The sequence below is a fragment of the Mesorhizobium sp. USDA 4413 genome, assembly GCF_056280365.1.
Window position 1 is genome coordinate 3,383,810 of record NZ_JBVPRP010000001.1, and the last position, 20,593, is coordinate 3,404,402.

25 protein-coding genes and 1 pseudogene are annotated in these 20,593 nt (G+C 63.7%); 17 read left to right on the forward strand and 9 right to left on the reverse strand.

The window, feature by feature from the left end:
• Positions 1–2 precede the first annotated feature (2 nt).
• On the forward strand, positions 3–311 hold the full coding sequence (locus ACVMIM_RS16200) for a hypothetical protein (protein WP_476113188.1): 309 nt from the start codon (positions 3–5) through the stop codon (positions 309–311).
• Between the two features lie 209 nt (positions 312–520).
• Here the strand turns inward: ACVMIM_RS16200 and ACVMIM_RS16205 are convergent, their stop codons facing one another.
• From ACVMIM_RS16205 to ACVMIM_RS16215, 3 genes are all read right to left on the reverse strand, one after another.
• Entirely contained in the window at positions 521–721 is a 201-nt protein-coding gene (locus tag ACVMIM_RS16205) for a hypothetical protein (protein WP_476113190.1), read from the reverse strand.
• Between the two features lie 290 nt (positions 722–1,011).
• Positions 1,012–1,758: a lysozyme inhibitor LprI family protein gene (locus ACVMIM_RS16210; RefSeq protein WP_476113191.1), complete on the reverse strand. Its 747-nt coding sequence runs from the start codon at positions 1,756–1,758 to the stop codon at positions 1,012–1,014.
• 210 nt (positions 1,759–1,968) lie between these two features.
• The gene (locus ACVMIM_RS16215; RefSeq protein ID WP_476113192.1) at positions 1,969–2,205 is read right to left on the reverse strand and encodes a hypothetical protein; all 237 of its coding nucleotides are present in this window, start codon (positions 2,203–2,205) and stop codon (positions 1,969–1,971) included.
• Positions 2,206–2,340: 135 nt separating this feature from the next.
• On the opposite strand from ACVMIM_RS16215, the gene ACVMIM_RS16220 reads away from it, so the two are divergent.
• Together ACVMIM_RS16220 and ACVMIM_RS16225 are read left to right on the forward strand one after the other, a co-directional pair.
• Positions 2,341–4,218 (forward strand): ABC-F family ATP-binding cassette domain-containing protein, encoded by a 1,878-nt coding sequence (locus ACVMIM_RS16220; protein ID WP_476113194.1) that lies wholly within the window; start codon positions 2,341–2,343, stop codon positions 4,216–4,218.
• Between the two features lie 85 nt (positions 4,219–4,303).
• Positions 4,304–6,409 (forward strand): molybdopterin-containing oxidoreductase family protein, encoded by a 2,106-nt coding sequence (locus tag ACVMIM_RS16225; RefSeq protein ID WP_476117249.1) that lies wholly within the window; start codon positions 4,304–4,306, stop codon positions 6,407–6,409.
• 31 nt (positions 6,410–6,440) lie between these two features.
• On the opposite strand, the gene ACVMIM_RS16230 is transcribed toward ACVMIM_RS16225, so the two are convergent.
• A complete protein-coding gene (locus tag ACVMIM_RS16230; protein ID WP_476113195.1) occupies positions 6,441–6,659 on the reverse strand; it encodes a hypothetical protein in 219 nt (72 codons plus the stop codon).
• Positions 6,660–6,860: 201 nt separating this feature from the next.
• Between ACVMIM_RS16230 and ACVMIM_RS16235 the strand changes: the two genes are divergently transcribed.
• The 8 genes from ACVMIM_RS16235 to ACVMIM_RS16270 all read left to right on the forward strand — a co-directional run bounded on the left by ACVMIM_RS16235 (position 6,861) and on the right by ACVMIM_RS16270 (position 13,065).
• The gene (locus ACVMIM_RS16235) at positions 6,861–7,934 is read left to right on the forward strand and encodes a winged helix-turn-helix domain-containing protein (protein ID WP_476113197.1); all 1,074 of its coding nucleotides are present in this window, start codon (positions 6,861–6,863) and stop codon (positions 7,932–7,934) included.
• Between the two features lie 88 nt (positions 7,935–8,022).
• Positions 8,023–8,322 carry a hypothetical protein gene (locus ACVMIM_RS16240; RefSeq protein WP_476113199.1) on the forward strand — a complete coding sequence of 100 codons (300 nt, stop codon included), beginning with the start codon at positions 8,023–8,025 and terminating at the stop codon, positions 8,320–8,322.
• Positions 8,323–8,502: 180 nt separating this feature from the next.
• On the forward strand, positions 8,503–9,279 hold the full coding sequence (gene dapB, locus ACVMIM_RS16245) for a 4-hydroxy-tetrahydrodipicolinate reductase (protein WP_476113201.1): 777 nt from the start codon (positions 8,503–8,505) through the stop codon (positions 9,277–9,279).
• 208 nt (positions 9,280–9,487) lie between these two features.
• The gene (locus tag ACVMIM_RS16250) at positions 9,488–10,456 is read left to right on the forward strand and encodes an ABC transporter substrate-binding protein (RefSeq protein ID WP_476117251.1); all 969 of its coding nucleotides are present in this window, start codon (positions 9,488–9,490) and stop codon (positions 10,454–10,456) included.
• Between the two features lie 163 nt (positions 10,457–10,619).
• Entirely contained in the window at positions 10,620–11,474 is an 855-nt protein-coding gene (locus ACVMIM_RS16255) for an ABC transporter ATP-binding protein (RefSeq protein WP_476113202.1), read from the forward strand.
• Positions 11,475–11,487: 13 nt separating this feature from the next.
• Positions 11,488–12,360, forward strand: coding sequence for an ABC transporter permease (locus tag ACVMIM_RS16260; protein WP_476113204.1), 873 nt, complete (start codon positions 11,488–11,490; stop codon positions 12,358–12,360).
• Positions 12,361–12,466: 106 nt separating this feature from the next.
• Entirely contained in the window at positions 12,467–12,757 is a 291-nt protein-coding gene (locus ACVMIM_RS16265; RefSeq protein WP_476113206.1) for a ribbon-helix-helix domain-containing protein, read from the forward strand.
• Complete coding sequence (locus ACVMIM_RS16270; protein ID WP_476113207.1) at positions 12,754–13,065, forward strand: type II toxin-antitoxin system RelE/ParE family toxin; 312 nt, start codon at positions 12,754–12,756, stop codon at positions 13,063–13,065. Before ACVMIM_RS16265 ends, ACVMIM_RS16270 begins: the two co-directional genes overlap by 4 nt.
• A gap of 13 nt (positions 13,066–13,078) precedes the next feature.
• Here ACVMIM_RS16270 and ACVMIM_RS16275 read toward each other — a convergent pair whose 3' ends face one another.
• Positions 13,079–14,431, reverse strand: coding sequence for a sensor histidine kinase (locus ACVMIM_RS16275; RefSeq protein WP_476117252.1), 1,353 nt, complete (start codon positions 14,429–14,431; stop codon positions 13,079–13,081).
• Positions 14,431–15,108: a response regulator gene (locus ACVMIM_RS16280; protein ID WP_476113208.1), complete on the reverse strand. Its 678-nt coding sequence runs from the start codon at positions 15,106–15,108 to the stop codon at positions 14,431–14,433. Before ACVMIM_RS16280 ends, ACVMIM_RS16275 begins: the two co-directional genes overlap by 1 nt.
• A 477-nt stretch (positions 15,109–15,585) precedes the next feature.
• On the opposite strand from ACVMIM_RS16280, the gene ACVMIM_RS16285 reads away from it, so the two are divergent.
• The 5 genes from ACVMIM_RS16285 (at position 15,586) to ACVMIM_RS16305 (ending at position 17,383) form a co-directional block, all read left to right on the forward strand.
• Positions 15,586–15,816: a DUF680 domain-containing protein gene (locus ACVMIM_RS16285; RefSeq protein ID WP_278050974.1), complete on the forward strand. Its 231-nt coding sequence runs from the start codon at positions 15,586–15,588 to the stop codon at positions 15,814–15,816.
• 49 nt (positions 15,817–15,865) lie between these two features.
• Positions 15,866–16,072, forward strand: a complete 207-nt coding sequence (locus ACVMIM_RS16290; protein ID WP_476113209.1) for a DUF680 domain-containing protein — start codon at positions 15,866–15,868, stop codon at positions 16,070–16,072.
• Positions 16,073–16,127: 55 nt separating this feature from the next.
• The gene (locus ACVMIM_RS16295) at positions 16,128–16,334 is read left to right on the forward strand and encodes a DUF680 domain-containing protein (RefSeq protein WP_476113210.1); all 207 of its coding nucleotides are present in this window, start codon (positions 16,128–16,130) and stop codon (positions 16,332–16,334) included.
• A gap of 320 nt (positions 16,335–16,654) precedes the next feature.
• Positions 16,655–16,864, forward strand: coding sequence for a DUF680 domain-containing protein (locus ACVMIM_RS16300; protein ID WP_476113212.1), 210 nt, complete (start codon positions 16,655–16,657; stop codon positions 16,862–16,864).
• 270 nt (positions 16,865–17,134) lie between these two features.
• Positions 17,135–17,383 (forward strand): DUF680 domain-containing protein, encoded by a 249-nt coding sequence (locus tag ACVMIM_RS16305; protein WP_476113213.1) that lies wholly within the window; start codon positions 17,135–17,137, stop codon positions 17,381–17,383.
• Between the two features lie 72 nt (positions 17,384–17,455).
• Here ACVMIM_RS16305 and ACVMIM_RS16310 read toward each other — a convergent pair.
• The 3 genes and pseudogenes from ACVMIM_RS16310 to purM form a co-directional block, all read right to left on the reverse strand.
• Positions 17,456–17,972 (reverse strand): annotated as a pseudogene (locus tag ACVMIM_RS16310) (SixA phosphatase family protein).
• An 8-nt stretch (positions 17,973–17,980) separates the two neighbouring features.
• Entirely contained in the window at positions 17,981–18,688 is a 708-nt protein-coding gene (gene purN, locus ACVMIM_RS16315; RefSeq protein ID WP_041001810.1) for a phosphoribosylglycinamide formyltransferase, read from the reverse strand.
• Positions 18,685–19,764 (reverse strand): phosphoribosylformylglycinamidine cyclo-ligase, encoded by a 1,080-nt coding sequence (gene purM, locus ACVMIM_RS16320; protein WP_476113214.1) that lies wholly within the window; start codon positions 19,762–19,764, stop codon positions 18,685–18,687. The genes purN and purM overlap by 4 nt, the downstream gene beginning before the upstream one ends.
• Positions 19,765–19,947: 183 nt before the next feature.
• Between purM and ACVMIM_RS16325 the strand changes: the two genes are divergently transcribed.
• Entirely contained in the window at positions 19,948–20,580 is a 633-nt protein-coding gene (locus ACVMIM_RS16325; protein WP_476113216.1) for a CDP-alcohol phosphatidyltransferase family protein, read from the forward strand.
• The last annotated feature ends 13 nt before the right edge of the window (positions 20,581–20,593 follow it).

Sequence of the window (20,593 nt, forward strand, 5' to 3'; positions counted from 1 at the left end):
GCATGGTGCCCGCAACGGGTGACGTCGCGCCAACGCGATGGCGCGACCGCCAGGCTGCCCTCGGCGATTTGCGCCGCGGAGTGGCCGTCCAGTCCTCGGTGAACGCGGCCGACGGCGTCAGGGCGCGGCGCATCCTGTTCTCGTTGGGCGAAACGTCCGGCGACCTGCTCGTCGCGCTCGATGCACTTGACCGGTTCGAGCGCGCGATCGTCGAATGCGACGATCCGTCGGTCATCGAGGCGCGCAGGCTGAACTGCCTGGCCGTTCTGGACCGCCTTGCGGCAAATGGTCAGCCACACGCGGGCTGTTAAAGCATTTATCCCGAAAGCGGGAACCGCTTGCTTTAAGCAACTCCAAGGAAATGTGAGACGGCTGGAGCGTTTCACACTTCCCGTGAAACACCCAAGCGTTTCACCGTTTCACCAAGACGGCGAAACGCCCTATCTCTTTGTTTTACGCAATTCCGGAGGGAAGGCTACGGCGAAGTCGCCGAGCCGCTCGCGCTTTTCCCGCAATTGCGCTAGCGGCTGCCCTGAGATGGCTTGGCCGGCCGGCTGCGTTTGGGATCCTGCTCGCCGGCAAGGCTCTCCGCCTCCACCGCTGTCATCTCAAGAAGATAGACAAGCATTTGATAGCGCGTGCGCGAGAGCATTTTTGCCAGCTTGCGCGTGATCTCCGCGACATATCTCAACGTTCGTAAATCGCTGGGCGCTCCATCCATCGTGAGCTCCTGACACGGCCAAGTTATTTGGGCCAAGTTACGGGGACCAAGTTATCGTTGGCGCCTACTTCCGACTCACGGCGCGTCTATAGGTTTGCAGGTTTATGATAAAACTGAAATCAATTTTTTCATAAACATCATGCATGGCTCGCAAGATTTTTCCGCCCCTCTTTGGTGGCATCGTCGCTCGTCCCCCAATATTCAGCCGACGCCGAACTTGCGATTGTCTTGCCGCGCCAGGTTGATCTTCCGCCGGGGAATATGATCGCTGCGGCGGCAGGCAGCGCTGGTCAGTCTTTATAGGCGGAACAGAAAGCCGGCGGATTGTCATTGCCGATCATGGCGCAGCCGCGCTTGATCTCGTCGATCATCATGCTGCAGGCATTCTGCCCGTTGCAGGGCGGATTGGTCGCCGGCGACACTTGGATGCACTGCGAGACATACTGGTCCGACTTTGCCTTGCCGGCGGATTGCACGCACGGCCTCGTGTCGTTCTGGCTAGCCGGAACAAGAGCGGGTTTCGCAGGCGCGGCGCCAGCCGTCGCAGGCGCGGCCTTGGGCGCCGCAGGCGCGTTCTTCGTGGGCGCGGCATTGCCGCCGCTTTGCGGCACACAGGAGAGGTCGCCTTCCGGGCATTGCAATTGGTGCTGCAACTGCGCCAGCCGCACCTTGGTCAATTCCGCCTTACAGGTCTCGGCCAGGGTCGCATAGACCGAGCCGTCGGCATAAGGCTGGGTGCGGAAGGCGCATTCCTTGTCGCGGAACGGGATCCAGGCGCGCTGTGCGTCGCGCAGGCGCTTCAGGTCGGCGGGAGCGAGACGTCCCGCCAGCGCCCTGTAGACCGCGTTCAGCCCCGCGTCCGCCGAAGCAGCATTCGCGGCCGTGCAAGTAGCAAGATCGGCCTGTGTCTTCGCTGCCGCGCAGTCGATGGCTGCCGCACGGGCCGCGGAGATGGTGAGAAGCATAGCCAGCCCGGCGACGACTGCGAAAATCGCGACCGCCAGCGAGGCCGAAAGGAGCGTGGTCTTGCCCGACATCTGATCTGCCTTCCGTTGGATTCGACCCACCGCTCGCGCCAGCGTAGGTTGAGACAATAGCGGCGATCAACGCCAAACCTGCGACGTGGCAAGCAAAGTGTGACCGGTGATTGGCGAATGCGGAGGAGCTAACAATCTCCCTGTGTGGGGAGATGGGCTGGCAGGGCAGAGAGCGCTGTCTCCAACCTCTTAGTCAATCATGGATGAAGCTTAAGATGTCATTCCGGAATCAATCTGGATCACCAGATGTTCCGGCGCCCGCGTCTCTGGCCTGTTCGCAATCTTTCCCGCTTGCGGAGAGGCCGGTTGGGCCTGCGGTCCACTCGCAGGCTCGGTTGGGACTAAAATTTGAGTGGTCTGATCCTCGAACAGAACCACCTGCGTCGCCAGCGCGGTTGTCGTGGCGACCTGGAAGAAGATGAAGGCGAGGGCGAGATAGCGGATCACGGGCCTCCCAACGCTTTGGCCGGCAACTGGTTCCAGTCCGCCGGACTTCGACCGGATGGTACGCGGTCGCACATGTCGGGGCCCTCCAGGCGCTGGCTCTTGCGAAGCGCCGATGTCCCGTGCAAAAGCCCGCTTATGCTTATCATCAACGACCTTACGCTGCGCATGGCGGGGCGGCTGCTTCTCGATCATGCCTCATTGACGCTGCCGGCCGGCACCAAGGCCGGCCTTGTCGGCCGCAACGGCACCGGGAAGACCACGCTGTTCAAGGCGATCACCGGCGATTTCCCTTCGGAAACCGGCTCGATCAGCCTACCGAAGAACACGCGCATCGGCCAGGTGGCGCAGGAAGCGCCAGGGACCGAGGAGCCACTGATCGAGATCGTGCTGAAAGCCGATGTCGAGCGCCAGGCTTTGCTCGAAGAGGAGAAGACCGCGACCGACCCGCACCGCATTGCCGAGATCCACACGCGGTTGGCCGACATTGACGCGCATTCGGCCGAATCCCGCGCCGCCACCATCCTGGCCGGCCTTGGCTTCGACGATGCCGCGCAGAAGCGCCCCGCTTCGTCCTTTTCCGGCGGCTGGCGCATGCGCGTTGCTTTGGCCGCCGTGCTCTTCTCCGAGCCTGACCTTTTGCTGCTCGACGAGCCGACCAACTATCTCGACCTCGAAGGCACGCTCTGGCTGGAGAATTATGTCTCCAAATATCCGCACACGGTCTTGCTGATCTCGCATGACCGCGACCTGCTCAACCGCGCCGTCAACTCGATCGTCCATCTCGACCAGAAGAAGCTCACCTTCTGGCGCGGCGGCTATGATCAGTTCGAGCGCCAGCTCACCGAGCAGCGTGAGCTGCAGGAAAAGAGCCGCGCCAAGCAGGAAGCGCAGCGCAAGCACATGGAGTCCTTCGTCGAGCGTTTCCGCGCCAAGGCGTCCAAGGCAAGGCAGGCGCAATCGCGCCTGAAAGCACTGGAGAAGCTGAAGCCGATCGCGGCTGTCGTGAACGATACGGTGCGTCCGTTCTCTTTCCCCGAGCCGGTGAAGACGGTCGCCTCGCCGATCGTGGCGCTGAATGGCGTCAATGTCGGCTATACCGAGGGCAATCCGGTCCTGAAGAAGATGACGCTGCGTATCGATGCCGACGATCGCATCGCGCTGCTCGGCGCCAACGGCAATGGCAAGTCGACCTTCGCCAAATTGCTGGCCGGCCGGCTGAAGCCTGAGACGGGTTCGATGACGATCGCGCCGGGTCTGAAGGTGGCGATCTTCGCCCAGCACCAGCTCGACGATCTGCGCCCCGAGGAAAGCGCCTATGAGCATGTGCGCCGGCTGATGCCGGACGCGCCGGAAGCCAAGGTGCGCGCCCGCGTCGCGCAGTTCGGCCTGTCGACCGAGAAGATGAACACCGCCGCCAAGGACCTGTCCGGCGGCGAGAAGGCGCGCCTGCTGATGGGCCTGTCCGCCTTCGAGGGCCCGAACCTTTTCATCCTCGACGAGCCGACCAACCACCTCGACATCGACAGCCGTGAATCGCTGATCCATGCGCTGAACGATTTCCCGGGCGCCGTGATCCTGATCTCGCATGACCGGCATCTTCTGGAGGCGACGGCCGACCGGCTCTGGCTGGTCAAGGACGGCGCGGTCAATCCCTATGACGGCGACCTCGAGGACTATAAGACGCTGGTCACCGGCGTCTCCTCCAACCGCCGTGAGCAGAAGGAGGCGGACAAGGCCTCCAAGGCCGACCGCCGCCGCGAGGCCGCCCAGCGCCGCGCCGCGCTCGAGCCTTTGGCCAAGGAAATCCGCGCTACCGAGGCGCTGATGGATCGCATCCGCAAGCGCATCGACCTGATCGAGGATGAGCTCGCCAATCCGGCAGTCTACGAGAAAGACCCCTCGACCGCGACGCGGCTCGCCAAGGAGCGCTCGCAGCTGGCGCAGACCCTGGCCCAGAACGAAGACAAGTGGCTGACCATGTCGGCGGAATATGAGGAAGGGATTGCGGAGTGATTAGCTGATCTCCCCCCTTGTGAGGGAGATTGGCTAATTGTCTCTGGCTCTACACGCCATCCCCAAAACCCGCTACACACCCCGCATGAACCAGCACGCCAAGCTCCGGATCGGCCATTCGGCCTGTCCGCATGACTGCCCGTCCACCTGTGCGCTCGAAGTCGAGCTGCTCGACAACAACCGCATCGGCCGTGTCCATGGCGCCAAGGCGAACAGCTATACGGCGGGCGTCGTCTGCGCCAAGGTCGCGCGCTATGCGGATCGCGTGCACCATCCCGACCGGCTGCTGAAACCGCTGGTGCGCGCGGGCGCCAAGGGCGAGGGCACCTGGAAGGAAGCGAGCTGGGAAGCCGCGCTGGACCTCATCGCGGAAAAGTTCATCGCGGCGGAAGCGAAATACGGCTCGGAGACCGTCTGGCCCTATTTCTACGCCGGCACGATGGGATTGGTGCAGCGCGACGGCATCGAGCGGCTGCGGCATGCGAAGAAATATTCCGGCTTCTTCAGCTCGATCTGCACCAATCTCGCCTGGACCGGCTGGATGATGGGCGCGGGCGCCTTGCGCGGTCCCGATCCGCGCGAGATGGCGAAGTCCGACTGCGTGGTGATCTGGGGCACCAATGCCGTGGTGACGCAGGTCAACGTCATGACTCATGCGACCAGGGCGCGGAAAGAACGCGGCGCGAAGATCGTCGTCATCGACATTTACGAGAACGCCACGATGAAGCAGGCCGATCTCGGCCTGGTGCTGAAGCCCGGCACCGACGGCGCGCTCGCCTGCGCGGTCATGCATGTGCTGTTCCGCGATGGCATGGCCGACCGCGCCTATCTGGAGAAATACACCGACGATCCGCGCGGGTTGGAAGAGCATTTGCGCACGCGCACGCCCGAATGGGCGGCCGCCATCACGGGCTTGAGCGCCGATGAGATTCAAGCTTTCGCGCATTTGGTCGGCACGACGAAGAAAACCTACTTCCGCCTCGGCTACGGTTTTGCGCGCCAGCGCAACGGTTCCGTCAACATGCATGCCGCGGCCTCGATCGCCGCCGTCACCGGCGCCTGGCAGTATGAGGGCGGCGGCGCCTTCCATTCCAACTCAGGCATCTTCAAGCTGAACCAGGATGTGCTCGAAGGCACCGCGATGCGCGACCCGAACATCCGCTATCTCGACCATTCGCGCATCGGCCCGGTGCTGACGGGTGCTGAAGACGCGCTCTATGGCGGCCCGCCGGTGACGGCGATGCTGATCCAGAACACCAATCCCGCCAATGTCGCGCCGGAGCAGCGGCTGGTGAGAAAGGGTTTCCTGCGCGAGGACCTGTTCACCTGCGTGCACGAGCAGTTCATGACCGATACGGCCAAGCTCGCCGATGTCGTGCTGCCGGCGACGATGTTTTTGGAGCATGACGACATCTACAAGGGCGGCGGCAACCAGCACATCACGCTCGGGCCCAAGCTGATCGAGCCGCCGGAAGGGCCGCGCACCAACCACTACGTCAACGAGGAGCTCGGCAAGCGGTTGGGCGTCGGCGACCGGCCGGGCTTCGGCCTGACCGAGCGCGAGCATATCGACATCATCCTCGGCAAGCGCGGTCTCGGCAGCTTCGATGCTTTGAAGGAAAAGAAGTGGGTCGACCTGCAGCCCGATTTCGACGAGGCCCATTTCATCAACGGCTTCGGCCATGCCGACAGGAAATTCCACTTCCGGCCCAACTGGACCGGGCAGTCGGCGCCCAACCGACCGCCGAAAAGCATGGGCCTTTTCGGTCCGGTCGATCGGCTGCCGGAATTCCCCGACCATGTTGAGCTGATCGAGGTAGCGGATGAGGAGCATCCCTTCCGCCTAGCGACCTCGCCGGCGCGCAACTTCCTCAATTCCAGCTTTGCCGAGACACCGGTGTCGAAGGCCAAGGAGGGCAGGCCCGAGCTGCTCATCCACCGGGACGATGCTGAGGCGCTCGGCATCGAGGATGGCGGTCGCGTCGAGGTCGGCAACCGGCGCGGCGATATTGTGCTGCACGCCAGGTTCTTCGACGGCGTGAAGCGCGGCGTGGTGATCGCCGAAGGCATCTGGCCGAACAGCGCGCATGAGCGCGGCGAGGGCATCAACGTGCTGACGGGCGCCGACGCGCCGGCGCCCTATGGCGGCGCCGCCGTCCATGACAACAAGGTCTGGCTCAGGGCGCTTTGAGCACCTTCGCGGTCTGCCATTGCTTGGCGGCTCACCAAGTGGGGTCTCGGCCTTCGAGATCTTCGTCCGGGACAATCTGCGGTTGGCGACCAAGACCGGCGTAAGGGTCCACGTAAGCCATCTTGAGTGCATCGCCCACCAAACCCGATATGGCGCTGAGCGAAGCGCCGATTGCAAGCCTCGGAAAGCTTAGGCGTGCCAGTTTAAGGCGCCGGACGATCATCGGCGCTGTAGCGAGGATGTCGGCCATGATGTCCTCCTCTGACGGCGACAGTGGCACCGCTTCCCACCCAGGTCCTTGGCTTGAACCTGAAGAGTCCTGAACGGCTCTGAAATTGCTTGAGGCGAAGAAAGCCGAACGGCCCTGAAGTTCGCCTTCAGGGTCATTATGGATTATCCTGCCCGCAAGGGTGGTTCTTGGCCAATGGACTTGGAGTTTGGGAACTATCGTTTGAGACGAGCCGAACGGCAGTTGCTGGGTCCGAATGGGCCGGTGGAGCTTTCGGCGCGTTCCTTCGATATCCTCGCCATGCTGCTCGACAGGCCCGATGAAGTGATCGGCAAGGCCGAACTCTTCGATACGGTCTGGCCCGGCGTGGTGGTGGAGGAGAACACGCTGCAGGTCCACATTTCGGCGCTGCGAAAACTGCTGTCTGCCGAATTGATCGCAACCGTGCATGGTCGCGGCTATAAATATGCAGGCCCCAGGCCCCTGGCGGTTACGGCAGATGATACGGCGCCGTCCAGACCATCCATCGCCATACTTCCCTTCGAGAACATGAGCGGCGACCCGGAGCAGGATTATTTCAGCGACGGGATTACCGAAGACATCATCGCCGAGCTCGGCAAATATAAGGAGTTTCTGGTCATTGCGCGGAACTCCTCCTTCCAGTTTCGCGGCAAAGCGCATGACCCGGCGGAGGTAGCGGGCAAGCTTGGTGTCCAATATGTCGTCGAAGGCAGTGTGCGGAAGATCGGCAACAGGGTGCGGGTCGCCGTACAGCTAACCGATGCGTTGTCGATGGCCCATATCTGGGGCGAACATTACGACCGGGAACTCGACGATATCTTCGCCATCCAGGACGAAATCACCCGGATGATCGCAGCGCGTCTGGCCCGGCAAGCCAGAACCGCGATTGCGTCGCGCGCCAGGGCCAGACCAACCAACAACATGTCGGCCTACGAGTTTTACCTGCGGGCGCTGCAACTGGCAGCCGGCTACGACACGGTGCTCGAAGCGGAACCATTTCTGCGCCAGGCGGTAAAGCTCGATCCGCAGTTTGCGGCCGCCCACGCCATGCTGAGCTTTGTGGAGTCCATCAAATACTATTGGGATTACAACAATCCCGGTCATTTGCATTCAGGACTGGAGATCGCAAGAACGGCGCTGAGTCTTGACCCCGACGAAGCCTATGGACATCTGGCCACCGGCTTCGCTCACTTGTACCTGCGCCAATTCAAGCAAGCCGAAGTCAGCCTCGACCGAGGCCGCCGCGCTCAATCCGAACGATCCGTTCATCCTTAGCATCCGCGCTATTTTCCTCAATCACACCGACAGGCCGGAGCAAGGGCTTGATGAAATAACCGAAGCCCAGCGCCGCGATCCATACGCCGTGGGCTGGTATGACGACTTCCGCGGCGTCCTGCTGACGACGGCTGGGCGATATCGCGAGGCGGCCGCCTGCTACGCGAAAATGGTGACGGTAACGCCGTGGTCGCTCATTCGTCTTATCATCTGCCATTCCGAACTCGGCGAAATCAGGCAAGCGCAAGACGTGCTGGCAAAGGTCAAGGCACATTACCGCGGACTAAGCCTTGACCAGATCATCGATACCGAAGTGGATTTCTATCAGGACGCCGCTGTGTGCAACCGCTATCGCGCGATCCTGGAGCGCATTGACAAGGCGCAATAAGTCCGTCGCGGCCCGCAGCTCAGAGGCTTGCTACTTCGCCGCCTGCGCGTCCAGCGATCATGAATGTATAGTTCGCCCTCGGCTCGGCCTGATGTCGTCAACCGCATTCGTTTGAATCAATTTACCAAGGCGGCGTGCTAGAGGATTGTTCCGACTCGAGCTTTTCGACAAAGGATCGCCATGCAGCAGCCGCTCAGGATAGCCATAGCCGGCGCGCTCGGCCGCATGGGCCGGCAGATGGCGGAGACAGCCGCTGCCGATTCTCGGCTGGAACTGGTCGCCCGCTTCCATCGGCCGGGCAGCAGTGGCGAGGGGCTGGTCGAGCGCGACGAGGCGCTGGCGCTTGCCGATGTGATCGTCGACTTCACCACGCCGGCGGCTTCCGCCGAATTGGCCAAGGCGTGCGCCGCGCGCGGCGGTCCCGCGCTGGTCATCGGCTCGACCGGGTTTGATGTCGCTGCGCTCCAAGCCATAGCGGAAGCGGCGAAGGAGATCGCCATCGTCCGCTCGGGCAGCTATTCGCTGGGACTGAACACGCTGACCGGGCTTGTCGAACAGGCGGCGCGGGCACTCGGCCCTGACGATTGCGACATCGAGATCTTCGAAGCGCATCACCGCTTCAAGGTAGACGCACCGTCTGGCACGGCACTGATGCTGGGCGAAGCGGCTTCGCGAGGACGCGGCGTCGAGCTGGACGGCGTGGCGAAGCGCGCCCGCGATGGCCTCGTTGGTCCGCGCAACGCCGGCGAGATCGGCTTTGCCGTTATCCGCGGCGGCAGCATCGTCGGCGAGCACGGCGTGAGCTTCCTGTGCCAAGGCGAGACGCTCTCGCTCTCGCATGCCGCCGGCGACCGCTCGATGTTCGCGCGCGGCGCCATTGCGGCGGCGCTGTGGGTCGCCAGCCGACCGCCGGGCGAATACGACATGCGCGATGTGCTGGGCTTCACTGCCTCGTGACCGGAAGCCAAGCCGGATTCCGTTCCACGGCCGCTAAAACGGCTGAAAGCCAGCTGAAAGCTTGGCCGTGCGATGACGGTTTGTGGCGTTCGCCACATGAGCGGCTGGGAGTGGCCGCAAGGAGGAAATGCGGCGCGCTGCGCCGCCCAGTGGAGGAAGTTACGTGACCCGTCTCATCTCTAAACGCGTCCTGCGCCCGGTGGCGCTGATGCTTGCCATGGTTGGCGCCGGCGCTTCGGCGGCCTCGGCTGCCGACAAGATCACCATCATCGTCGGCGGCATGGAAAAGCAGATCTATCTGCCGGCCGCGCTCACCCAGCAGCTCGGCTATTTCAAGGATGAGGGGCTGGACGTGGAGTTGGTGAACTCCCGTGCGGGCGTCGAAGCCGAGAACGAATTGCTGGCCGGGGCGGTGCAGGGTGTCGTCGGCTTCTACGACCACACCGTCGACCTGCAGTCGAAGGGCAAATACATCCAGTCGATCGTGCAGTTCAGCCAAGCGCCGGGAGAGGTCGAGCTGGTCTCGGCCAAGCATCCCGAGATCAAGTCGCCTGCCGACTTCAAGGGCGCGACGCTCGGCGTCACCGGTCTCGGCTCCTCGACCGATTTCCTCACGCAATATCTTGCGGTCCGCAACGGCTTGAAACCCGGCGATTACACGCTGCTTCCGGTCGGCGCCGGCAACACCTTCATCGCCGCCGTCAAGCAGGACCAGATCCAGGCCGGCATGACCACCGAGCCGACCATCGCCAAATTGCTGCAGACCGGCGAAGCCAAGGTGCTCGTCGACATGCGCACGCCCGAGAAGACCAAGGAAGCGCTGGGCGGCGACTATCCGGCAGCCTCTTTCTACGTTCAGTCGAGCTGGCTCGAGGGTCACAAGGACGAGGCGCAGAAGCTTGCCAACGCTTTCGTCAAGACGATGAAGTTCATCGCCAACCACTCGGCCGAGGAGATCGCCGACAAGATGCCGAAGGACTATTACGCCGGCAACAAGGACCTCTATGTGCAGGGCCTCGCCGGCGGCAAGGCGATGTTCACGCCGGACGGCCGCATGCCGGCCGACGGCCCGGAGACGGTGCTGAAGGTTCTGTCGACCTTCTCCAAGAGCCTGCAGGGCAAGCAGATCGACCTGTCGAAGACTTACACGACCGAGTTCGTCGACGCGGCGAAGTAAGCGCCGGCAGGCGAGGGCGGACGGACCTATCCGCCCTTGAAAGCAAGAGCTTGCGGCGGCTGTCTGAATCAATTCGGCAGCCGCGTTTTCCGGATGTCGAGCCGCGTCAGGCCGATGAGCTTGAGCCGCCGGCATCCCCGCGCCACCACAACAGGAGTATGCCATGCAATCGCAGACCATGGCGGCGGAGAAATTGTCTCCCGCCGCGCCGCCGGCCGATGCCGCTATAGCCATCGACGATGTGACGCTGCGCTTCGTCACGCCGGACGGCCACATGATGACGGCGATCCGCGACTTCACCATGACGGTGGCGCGCGGCGAGTTCGCCTGTGTCGTCGGTCCGACCGGCTGCGGCAAGTCGACGACGCTCAACCTCGTCACGGGCCTGCTGCGTCCGACCACCGGCAATGTCCGTGTCATGGGCAATCCGGTCACCGACATCAGCCGCGATATCGGCTTCGTCTTCCAGGCCGACGCGCTGTTTCCCTGGCGCAGCGTCATCGACAATGTCGCCGCCGGCCCGCTCTTCCGTGGCATGCCGAAGGCGCAAGCCTATGACAAGGCGCGCGACTGGATCGGCCGCGTCGGCCTTTCGCGTTTCGAGAAGCACTATCCGCACCAGCTCTCGGGCGGCATGCGCAAGCGCGTGGCGCTTGCCCAGACCTTCATCAACCAGCCCAAGATCCTGCTGATGGACGAGCCCCTCAGCGCGCTCGACATGCAGACCCGCACCGCCATGCAGGACGAGCTCTTGGGCCTGTGGTCTGGGCTGAAGTCCTCCGTCGTCTTCGTCACGCATGATCTGGAGGAGGCGGTGGCCCTGGCTGACAAGGTCTATGTGCTCACCGCCGGCCCGGGCACGGTGAAGAGCGTCTACCGCATCGACCTGCCGCGCCCGCGCGTCATGGCCGATATCCGCTACGATCCGAAATTCATCGAGATTGCCAAGGTGATCTGGAACGATCTGCGCGAGGAAGTGCAGCTCGGCCAGAGCCGTGGCCTTCAGACCGGCCATTGAAAGGAGACCTGCCATGACCGCCATCTCTCCGACCGATCAAGCCGCCCGCGCCACCTCGATCGTCGCTGCCGAAGCGCAGGCGAGAGCGCGGCTGCGCAAGCGCCACACCGTGGTCATCGGCCTGCGCCTCGCGATCCTGATCGTCTTCCTCGGCCTTTGGGAACTCGGCGCCGATTACAACTTCATCGATCCGTTCTTCTTCTCCAGCCCGTCGGGCATCTGGGAGCAGATCTGGTCCTGGGTCACCGGGGGTACCTCGCAGGGGCCGCTCTGGCTGCAGATCTACGTGACTCTGGAGGAGACCTTCCTCGGCTTCGCCATCGGCGGCGTCGGCGGCATCGTGGCCGGCATCATTCTCGGCCGCAACAAGCTGCTGGCGGATGTCTTTTCGATCTACATAAAGATCGCGAATTCGGTGCCGCGCGTGGTGCTTGGCTCGGTGTTTATCATCGCGCTTGGGCTCGGCATGGCGTCTAAAGTGGCGCTGGCTGTCGTCATGGTGTTCTTCGTCGTCTTCGCCAACGCCTTCCAGGGCGTGCGCGAGGCCGACAGGGCGATGATCGCCAACGCCCAGATCCTCGGCGCCTCGCCGATGCAGATCACCACCTCGGTCATCATCCCCTCGGCGATGAGCTGGATCCTCGCCAGCCTGCATGTCTCGTTCGGCTTCGCGCTGGTCGGCGCGGTGGTCGGCGAGTTTCTCGGCGCCAAGCAGGGCATGGGCCTGCTGATTTCGACAGCGCAGGGCGCCTTCAACGCCAATGGCGTCTTCGCCGCCATGATCATCCTGGCGGTGATGGCGCTGGTGGTGGAGTTCCTGATCACCCGCTTCGAGAACTATGTGGTGAAATGGCGCCCGGCGCCGTTCAACGAGCAGGGGGCTTGATCGATCGCCGCATCATCATGTTTGCATAGTTAGATATCCGACCTTACCCAGGCGTATGACAAAGTCATGCATCGATGCTATGTTAAGGGGCATTGAGGAGACGGTCATGCGAAACTCTCAGCCCCTGACCATCACGCTGCCGCTCGAGATGGCGCAGATGGTCAAAGATAAGGTTGCCTCGGGCGAATACGCCACCGAGAGCGAGGTCATCCGTGATGGCTTGCGCACGCTTGCAGCGCGTGATGCGGCGGTTGAACGCTGGCTGCGCGAGGAAGTCGTGCCGACGATGCGGGACGCCCGCGCCCATCCCGAGAAGCTGTTGACGGCCGAACAGCTGCGCCGCAACCTCTCTGAGCACATTAACGCGATCGCCGCCAAGCCACGCTCCGGTGCATGAAGTATCAGGTCAGGTTCCACGCTGCCGCCGAGCGAGACATTGCCGAACTGCTGAGCCAACTGGCGCCCACAGCCGGCGCGGAAACCGCGTTGCGCTTTGTCGGGCGTATTGTCGACTATTGCCTCGACTTCTCGACTTTTCCGGAGCGTGGCACGCGTCATGACGAGATCGCCCTGGGTTTGCGTACGATAGGGTGGCGGCGGCGCGCGACGATCGCGTTCGAAATCGTGGATGACAAAGTGGTTATCCTCCGGATCCTCTACGCGGGTCGTACGCTCGAACTGCCGGACGAAGAGCTGGAACATTGACGCGCCGATGGCCTTAAGCCAGTGGCAGCCGCACCTCGACCTTGAGCCCTCCCGCGGCGGCGTCGCTGAGCGTGACGCTGCCGCCGGCATTCTCGACCACCTCGCGCACGATCGCCAGGCCGAGGCCGCTGCCTTCCTCGGTTGCGCCGGCAATACGGTAGAAGCGCTCGAAGACATGCTCCCGCTCTTCCGGCGGGATTCCCGGACCGGTATCGCTGACCGTGAGCTCGGCTTCGCCATCCGAGGCGGCGAGCCGCACCGTGACGCTGCCGCCTGGCTTGGAATAGCGCAGCGCGTTGTCGACCAGGTTCACGATCATCTCGCGCAGCATCGTGCCGTCGCCGACCACCGTCACCGGTCCGTTCTCCTCGAGGCCGAGGTCGATATCGCGCTCGATCGCCGCCGGCGCCTGCGCTTCAAGCACATGACGCGCGGCCTCGGTGAGGTCGATCCGATCGGCGCGCGGCCGCCGGCTGCCGGGTTCCGCTCTCGACAGCGTAAGCAGCTGTTCGGCCAAACGGGCCAATTTGCCGGAGCTCGCCTGCAGCGCTACCAGCGCCTCCTGGCGTTGGTCGGCCTTGGTCTCCCGCAAGGCATAACTTGCCTGCGTCGACAACAGCGCCAGCGGCGTGCGCAACTGATGCGCGGCGTTCGCAATGAAGCGCCGCTGCGCCGCCATCTGCGCCCGCACGCGCTCCATATAGGCGTTGAGCGCGTCGACCAGCGGCCGGATCTCACTCTGCGCGCCCGTAACCTCGACCGGATCGAGGTCGCTGCGGCTTCGCGAGCGCACGGCATCGCGCAGCCGGAGAAGCGGCGCCAGCCCGCGCCGCAGGCCGAGCAGCACGAACACGCCGGCAATAGCCACCAGGGCAAGCTGCTGGGCGAAGGCGCTGAGCCACAGCCGCTTCACCATCGCGTCGTGGCCGGCGAGCGTGACGCCGACCGTGACCTTGATCGGTGAATCCGTGCCGGCTCCGATCACCGCGTGGCTGAGTGTTGCCAGGCGCAGCCGGTGATCGCGATAGGAGGCTTCGAGGCCGCCGTGCTCCGGAGCCACGGGCAGGTCGGGATAGCCGGTCAGCAGCTGTCCGCCGGCGGTCTCGACGCGATAATAGACGCTGTCGCGGTCGCCGGTATCGAACATCTCGATCGCCGCCGGCGGCACCGTCGCGTCGAGCGCGCCGCCGGCCATCGCCACCTGCTCGGCGATCGCGCGCGCCGATCCGACCAGCATGCGATCGGTGACGAGGTCCGCCGTTGCCAGCGCGTTGCCATGGCTGGTCCACAGGTTGATGGCGGCGAGCCCGGCCAGCGGCAGCACCACCCAGGCCAGCAATTGCAGGCGAAGGCTGCCGATCCTGATCATGGCGCCGGATCGTCGTGGCGCAAAAGATAGCCGAGGCCGCGCAAGGTGACGATCTGTACGCGTGAGCCCTCAAGCTTCTTGCGCAGGCGGTGCACATAGATCTCGATGGCGCTGGGGTCGGCATCGGTCTCGAAGTCGTAAATCGCGGCCGACAGCGCCGCCTTGCTCACCGTGCGCCCTGCCTTGACCACGAGTTGTTCCAGCACGGCGTGCTCGCGCGGCGTCAGCGACAGCGTCGCGCCGGCAAGCGAGAACAGGCGGGTGTTGGTGTCGAAGACGAGATTGCCACAGGCGATGACCGGGGCGGTGCGGTCGTTGGCGCGGCGCAACTGCACGCGGATGCGCGCTTCCAGCTCCTCGATCTGGAAGGGTTTCGCCAGATAGTCGTCGGCGCCTTCGTTGAGGCCCTTGACCCGGCCGTCTAGGCTGGCATTGGCGGTAAGCACGATCACCGGCACGGGATTGCCGCGGGCCCGCAGCCTTTTCAGCACCTCCATGCCGCCCATGCGGGGCAGGGCAAGGTCGAGGACGATCAAAGCGTGATCGCCGGCGGCCAAAGCATGCTCGACATCCTCGCCGTCATGGACGACGTCCACGACATAGCTCGCCTGGCGCAGCGTCTTGGCCAGCCAATCGGCCAGTTCGCGATTGTCCTCGACAAGTAGCAGCCGCATCGGTTGTCGCTGTTTCCTCCCAACGGCGCCGGCCTCCGCCTAAGGGCGGCCGCGGCGTCCAAACTGGTCCTGAGGCAACCGATAGTATCGATCGGTCCGCAAGGCAAATGTGGTTTACGGCGGTCGTCACCGTGTCATGGCGCCTGCCGAGCCGCCTGCCGACTCGTTCAAGTAATGAAACCGAACCGTTCGGTTCAATTAATGTTGACGGTTCGTGTAACCACGGTGAACGCCAGTGCCTCAGATGCGGGTGCCGCTTCGCAGGACAGTCACGCTAACTACTTGATATTGAACGATAAGAATGTGGCCGCTGCATCGTTCACGTAGTTTCAAGATCGAACCGAACGGTTCGGTTCACAACTTTTCGTGATTGGAAATGGCAACAGGGCCGACCCATTTCGAGGTGGTCCGAGCGACGCGATTTCCATTACGGCACGCCACTAGACGGACACGACTTTAAAATCTGGAGTACCTAAAATGAACAAGATTGCTTTTGCCGCGGCTGCCTTCCTCATTGCCACGGGCAGCGCCTTCGCCGGCAGCGACCACTATGGTTCGGACAACGTCAATCAGCCGGCCGTGACCGCTCCTGCGGGCAATGTCGACAACACCGTCACGGGTTCGATCCGCAAGTTCGAGCAGCGCGACCTCCACATCAAGCCGGCTCAGAACCAGCCGGAATCCGGCCAGGGCATCTGGGGCCGCTAAGCGGTCCCTCCCTGACCACGTCAACCACTTTGAATCTGGAGTAACTCAAATGACCAAGATCGCTCTTACCGCCGCTGCCCTTCTCGTCGCCACCGGTGCCGCTTTCGCCGGCTCCGACAACTACGGCTCGGCCAACGCCAATCAGCCGGCCGCTTCGGTCGACACCTCCTACACCGCTTCGGTCAAGAAGTCGGATGCGGATGCCCAGAAGCCGGTCGTCCAGGGCGCCAACCACGACCCTTTCGGCAACCACTAATCGGGTTCGCCCAGGCGAACCTTCGACCAACAATTTTGAATCTGGAGTAACTCAAATGACCAAGATCGCTCTTACCGCCGCCGCCCTTCTCGTCGCCACCGGTGCCGCTTTCGCCGGCTCCGACCACTACGGCTCGGCCAACGCCAACCAGCCGGCCGCTTCGGTCGACACCTCCTACACCGCTTCGGTCAAGAAGTCGGATGCGGACGCCCAGACGTCGGTCGTCGCGGGTGCCAACCACGACCTGTTCGGCAACCACTAAGCGTTCTGTCCTAGACGAACCTCAAAGCGGCGGGCTTGTCCCGCCGCTCTGCTTTTATGCAGCCGGCTATCCGAAGGACCGGCTTTGCGGCTGCTGATCAAGCATTCATCACGAAGCGGTGATGCCTGTAACGGGGCCTTGGCTGCCATCGAAGTGGGAGCAAGGGCCGTTAGACGGGGCCGATGCAAGGAAATTCAAGCGAGTGGAACGAGCGGGCAGCACCCCGGGCGATGTCCGAGGTCGTCCTGGCACCACTGCGTCATCGGATCGTCAACCGTGCCCGATCGAAAAGCGCAACCCCAGAACCAGGAGTATTTGAAATGACCAAGATCGCACTCACCGCAGCCGCCATTCTCGTTGCCACGGGCTCTGCCTTCGCCAGTTCCGACCATTACGGCTCGGCCAACGCCAACCAACCGGCCATCACCATCGACCGGACCGTGACGACCTCGATCACGAAGTCGGACGCGGATGTCCGCAGGCCAGTCGCCGCGCAGAGCACCAATCACGACCTGTTCGGCAACCATTGATCCGGTGCGGAAAATACCAGCGGCGGGCCTGTCCCGCCGCTTTGCATTTATACAGCCGGCTACCGGCAATATGAATCACTTCACAAGTTTCTGTATCACAAGCATTTGTAATCGCTTGCGTTTTTTGGAGCGAAGTCGAAGCCGACGCTGCTCCGGCCGCTGAAAAGGCGAACGCGCCGGGAATAAATCGCGGCCGCCGCGGGTCTTCTCGGCAGCGGGGCCATCCTCCCAAGGCCACCGCGATGGAACGACACAACAAGGAAATCGAACATGACCAGGATTGCATTCGTCGCGGCCGCCATACTTGCCGCCGCCATGGGCACCGCATCCGCTGGCAGCGATCACTACGGCGCTGATGGCATGAACCAGGCAACCGTTGGCGCCGACACCAACGTCACGGCCTCGATCCTGAAGCACAAGACAGTCAAGCCGGCTCCGAAGGTTGATACCGAGATGAAGACTGGCGCGACCGGCGCTGCAGATTGGCCGGGTCCGCCATCGGACAACTGGGGCAATTGAGCTCGTCTTTGAAAATATTGAAGGCGGCGGGCTTGCCCGCCGCTTTGCTTATGGGCCGGCAGGCCTTGGGCTCTACGTCAAATCCTTCGGCCGAAGGCAATGGGTCAGCCGCGCGCCGTGGAAGTCGAGATTTGCCCAATCCCCGTCCAGCGTGAAGCGGGCAAGCGCTGCCGTCGGAAACTTCGCTTCGATCTTCTTGAATGCACCCTCATTCGACCCGGCGCCGGCCAGCCGCAGCGCAAAATGCTGCAGGCCGGGATTGTGGCCGATCACCAGCAGGTTCGTCGCCCTGGCCTGCCGCACGCGTGCCAGAATGGCGGCTGGCGCGGCCTCATAGAGCTCCTCCGCGAATTCCGCCTGCGCATGCTTCGGCAGTTCCTGGGCGACCAGCCTCCAGGTGTCGCGTGTGCGCAGCGCTGGCGAGACCAGCGCCAGATCCGGCAACCAGCCGCGCCGCGAAAGCTCCCGGCCCATCAGCGGCGCCGTCTTCAGCCCGCGCGGGGCGAGAGGACGGGTCGAAATCCTCAAGCTTGGGATCGTCCCAACTCGACTTGGCGTGGCGCAGGATGAGCAGTTGTCTGAGGGGCATTGCAGCCTCTACGGCGTGATCCGCGCCAACTGTTCGAGGTCCGTCTCCTCGCGCAGCGGGTCGGGCGCCATCACCACCGAGGTGGCGTTGTCGGCGTCGTCGGCGAAATGGGCAAGCACGGTGTGGCCCTTTTCCATACGCGCCTTGCCTTCCGCGACGAGACCCAGCGCCAGCGGGTAGAGCCGATGCTCCACCTTCAGCACTCGCGCGGCTAAAGTGTCCTCATTGTCGCCGACCATCACCGGCACGGCGGCCTGCGCGATAATCGGGCCGTCATCCATCTCGGGCGTGACGAAATGCACCGAGCAGCCATGAATGCGAACGCCGGCGCGGATCGCACGCGCGTGCGTATCCAGACCTTTGAAGGCCGGCAGCAGGGCAGGGTGGATGTTGACCATGCGCCCCTGCCATTTCTCGACGAGGCCACGACCGAGGATCCGCATATAGCCGGCCAGGGCGACGATATCGGCGCCGAAGCCGGTGAGCGCCGCATCGATTGCGGCGTCATAGGCATCCTTGCTCGGATGGTCGGCGCGCTGGATGACCTTGGTGGCGATGCCGCGCGACTGCGCGATGCCGAGACCGGCGGCGTTGGCGCGGTCGGAAATGACGCCGACGATCTCCGCTGGATAGGCAGGATCGGCGGCGGCGGCGATCAGCGCCGTCATGTTGGAGCCGCGTCCCGAGATAAGGACGACCGTGCGTTTCCTGCTCATAGGCCGATCGAGCCCCGGTAAATGACGCCCGCGTCGCGGCGCGGCACGATGCGGCCGATCGGCGTCACCGTCTCGCCGGCTTCCTGCAGCACCGCCGCCACCTGAGCCGCCTGGCCGGAGGCGACGGCGAGGATCATGCCGACGCCGCAATTGAAAGTGCGCATCATCTCTTCCGGCGCGACGCCGCCGGTCCTGGCCAGCCACGAGAACACCGGGGGTACGTCGATCGCCTCGAGGTCGAGCTCGGCGGAAAAATCCTTCGGCAGCACGCGTGGAATGTTTTCCGGGAAACCGCCGCCGGTGATGTGGGCGAGGGCTTTGATGCCATGCGTGTTGCGGATCGCCTTGAGGATCGACCTCACATAGATGCGCGTCGGCTCGAGCAGCGCCTCGGCGAGGCTGAGCTCCTCGTTGAACGGCGCCGGATCGCTCCAGTCAAGCCCGCTCGCGGCAACGATGCGGCGCACCAGCGAAAAGCCGTTGGAATGCAGGCCGGAGGAGGCAAGGCCGAGCAGCACGTCGCCCTCGACGATATCGTCGGTCGGCAGCAACTGGCCGCGTTCGGCCGCGCCCACGGCGAAGCCGGCAAGGTCGTAGTCCTTGTCGTGATACATGCCGGGCATCTCCGCCGTCTCGCCGCCGATCAGCGCGCAGCCTGCCTGTCGACAGCCCTGCGCGATGCCGCCGACGATCGAAGCGCCCTGGTCCGGATCGAGTTTGCCGGTGGCGAAATAGTCGAGGAAGAACAAGGGCTCCGCGCCCTGCACGACGATGTCGTTGACGCACATGGCGACGAGATCGATGCCGATCGTGTCGTGCTTGCCGGACTCGATGGCGATCTTGAGCTTGGTGCCGACGCCGTCATTGGCGGCGACCAGCACCGGATCGGTGAAGCCTGCGGCCTTCAGATCGAACAACCCGCCAAAGCCGCCGATCTCGCCCTCGGCGCCCGGCCTGCGCGTCGCGCGCACCAGCGGCTTGATCTTCTCGACCATCAGATTGCCGGCATCGATATCGACGCCCGCCTCGGCATAGGTGAGCCCGTTCTTGCGCTTGGCCTTGTCGCCCTTGCTCATCGTCGGCTCGTCCCTGTTTCCATTGCGGGCTCTTCGCATGAATGGTTTCGGGGAGCAAGGATGACGGATGTTGAGATGGACAAAACCGTGGAAAGTGGACGAGGCGCCGAAGCCGCCCCCGCTACTTGCGCCGCGCCGCCCATCTCCCTCATCTATTCCCTATAACCCACGACGGGACATGCGGTGACCATCCCCAACCTGATCACCATCCTGCGCTTGCTGCTCGTGCCCGCCGTGGTGCTGGCCATGCTGCAGTCGCTTTGGGGTTGGGCCTTCGCCGGTTTCCTCGTCGCCGGCATCTCCGACGGCGTCGACGGCTTCATCGCGCGCCGCTGGAACCAGTCCTCCCGCCTCGGCGCCTATCTCGATCCGGTCGCCGACAAGCTCCTGCTGGTCTCGGTCTTCGTCGTCATGGGCTTTGCCGGCGAACTGCCGCTCTGGCTGGTGGTGACCGTGGTCTCGCGTGACGGGCTGATCGTCTGCGCCGTGCTCTTGTCCAGCGTGATGAGCCATCCGGTCGAGGTGAAGCCTCTCTTCGTGTCGAAGGCCAACACCGCCGCACAGATCGTGCTGGCGGCGCTTGTGCTGGGCGAGCTTGCTTTTTCGGTGCATCTCGGCCCGCTTCGGACCGCGCTCATATTGCTGACCGGGGTCTTGACCGTGGCTTCGGCCGCAGCCTATCTCGTGGCTTGGCTAAAGCATATGAGCGGCTATGGCGAAGGCTCCCGGACGAGCAACTCCCAAACCGGCGACATCGAGTCGGGCGACACCAAGTCGGACATCGGCAAATCGGGCGGCTCCGGCGCGGACGCCTGACAGCGATGGCGCG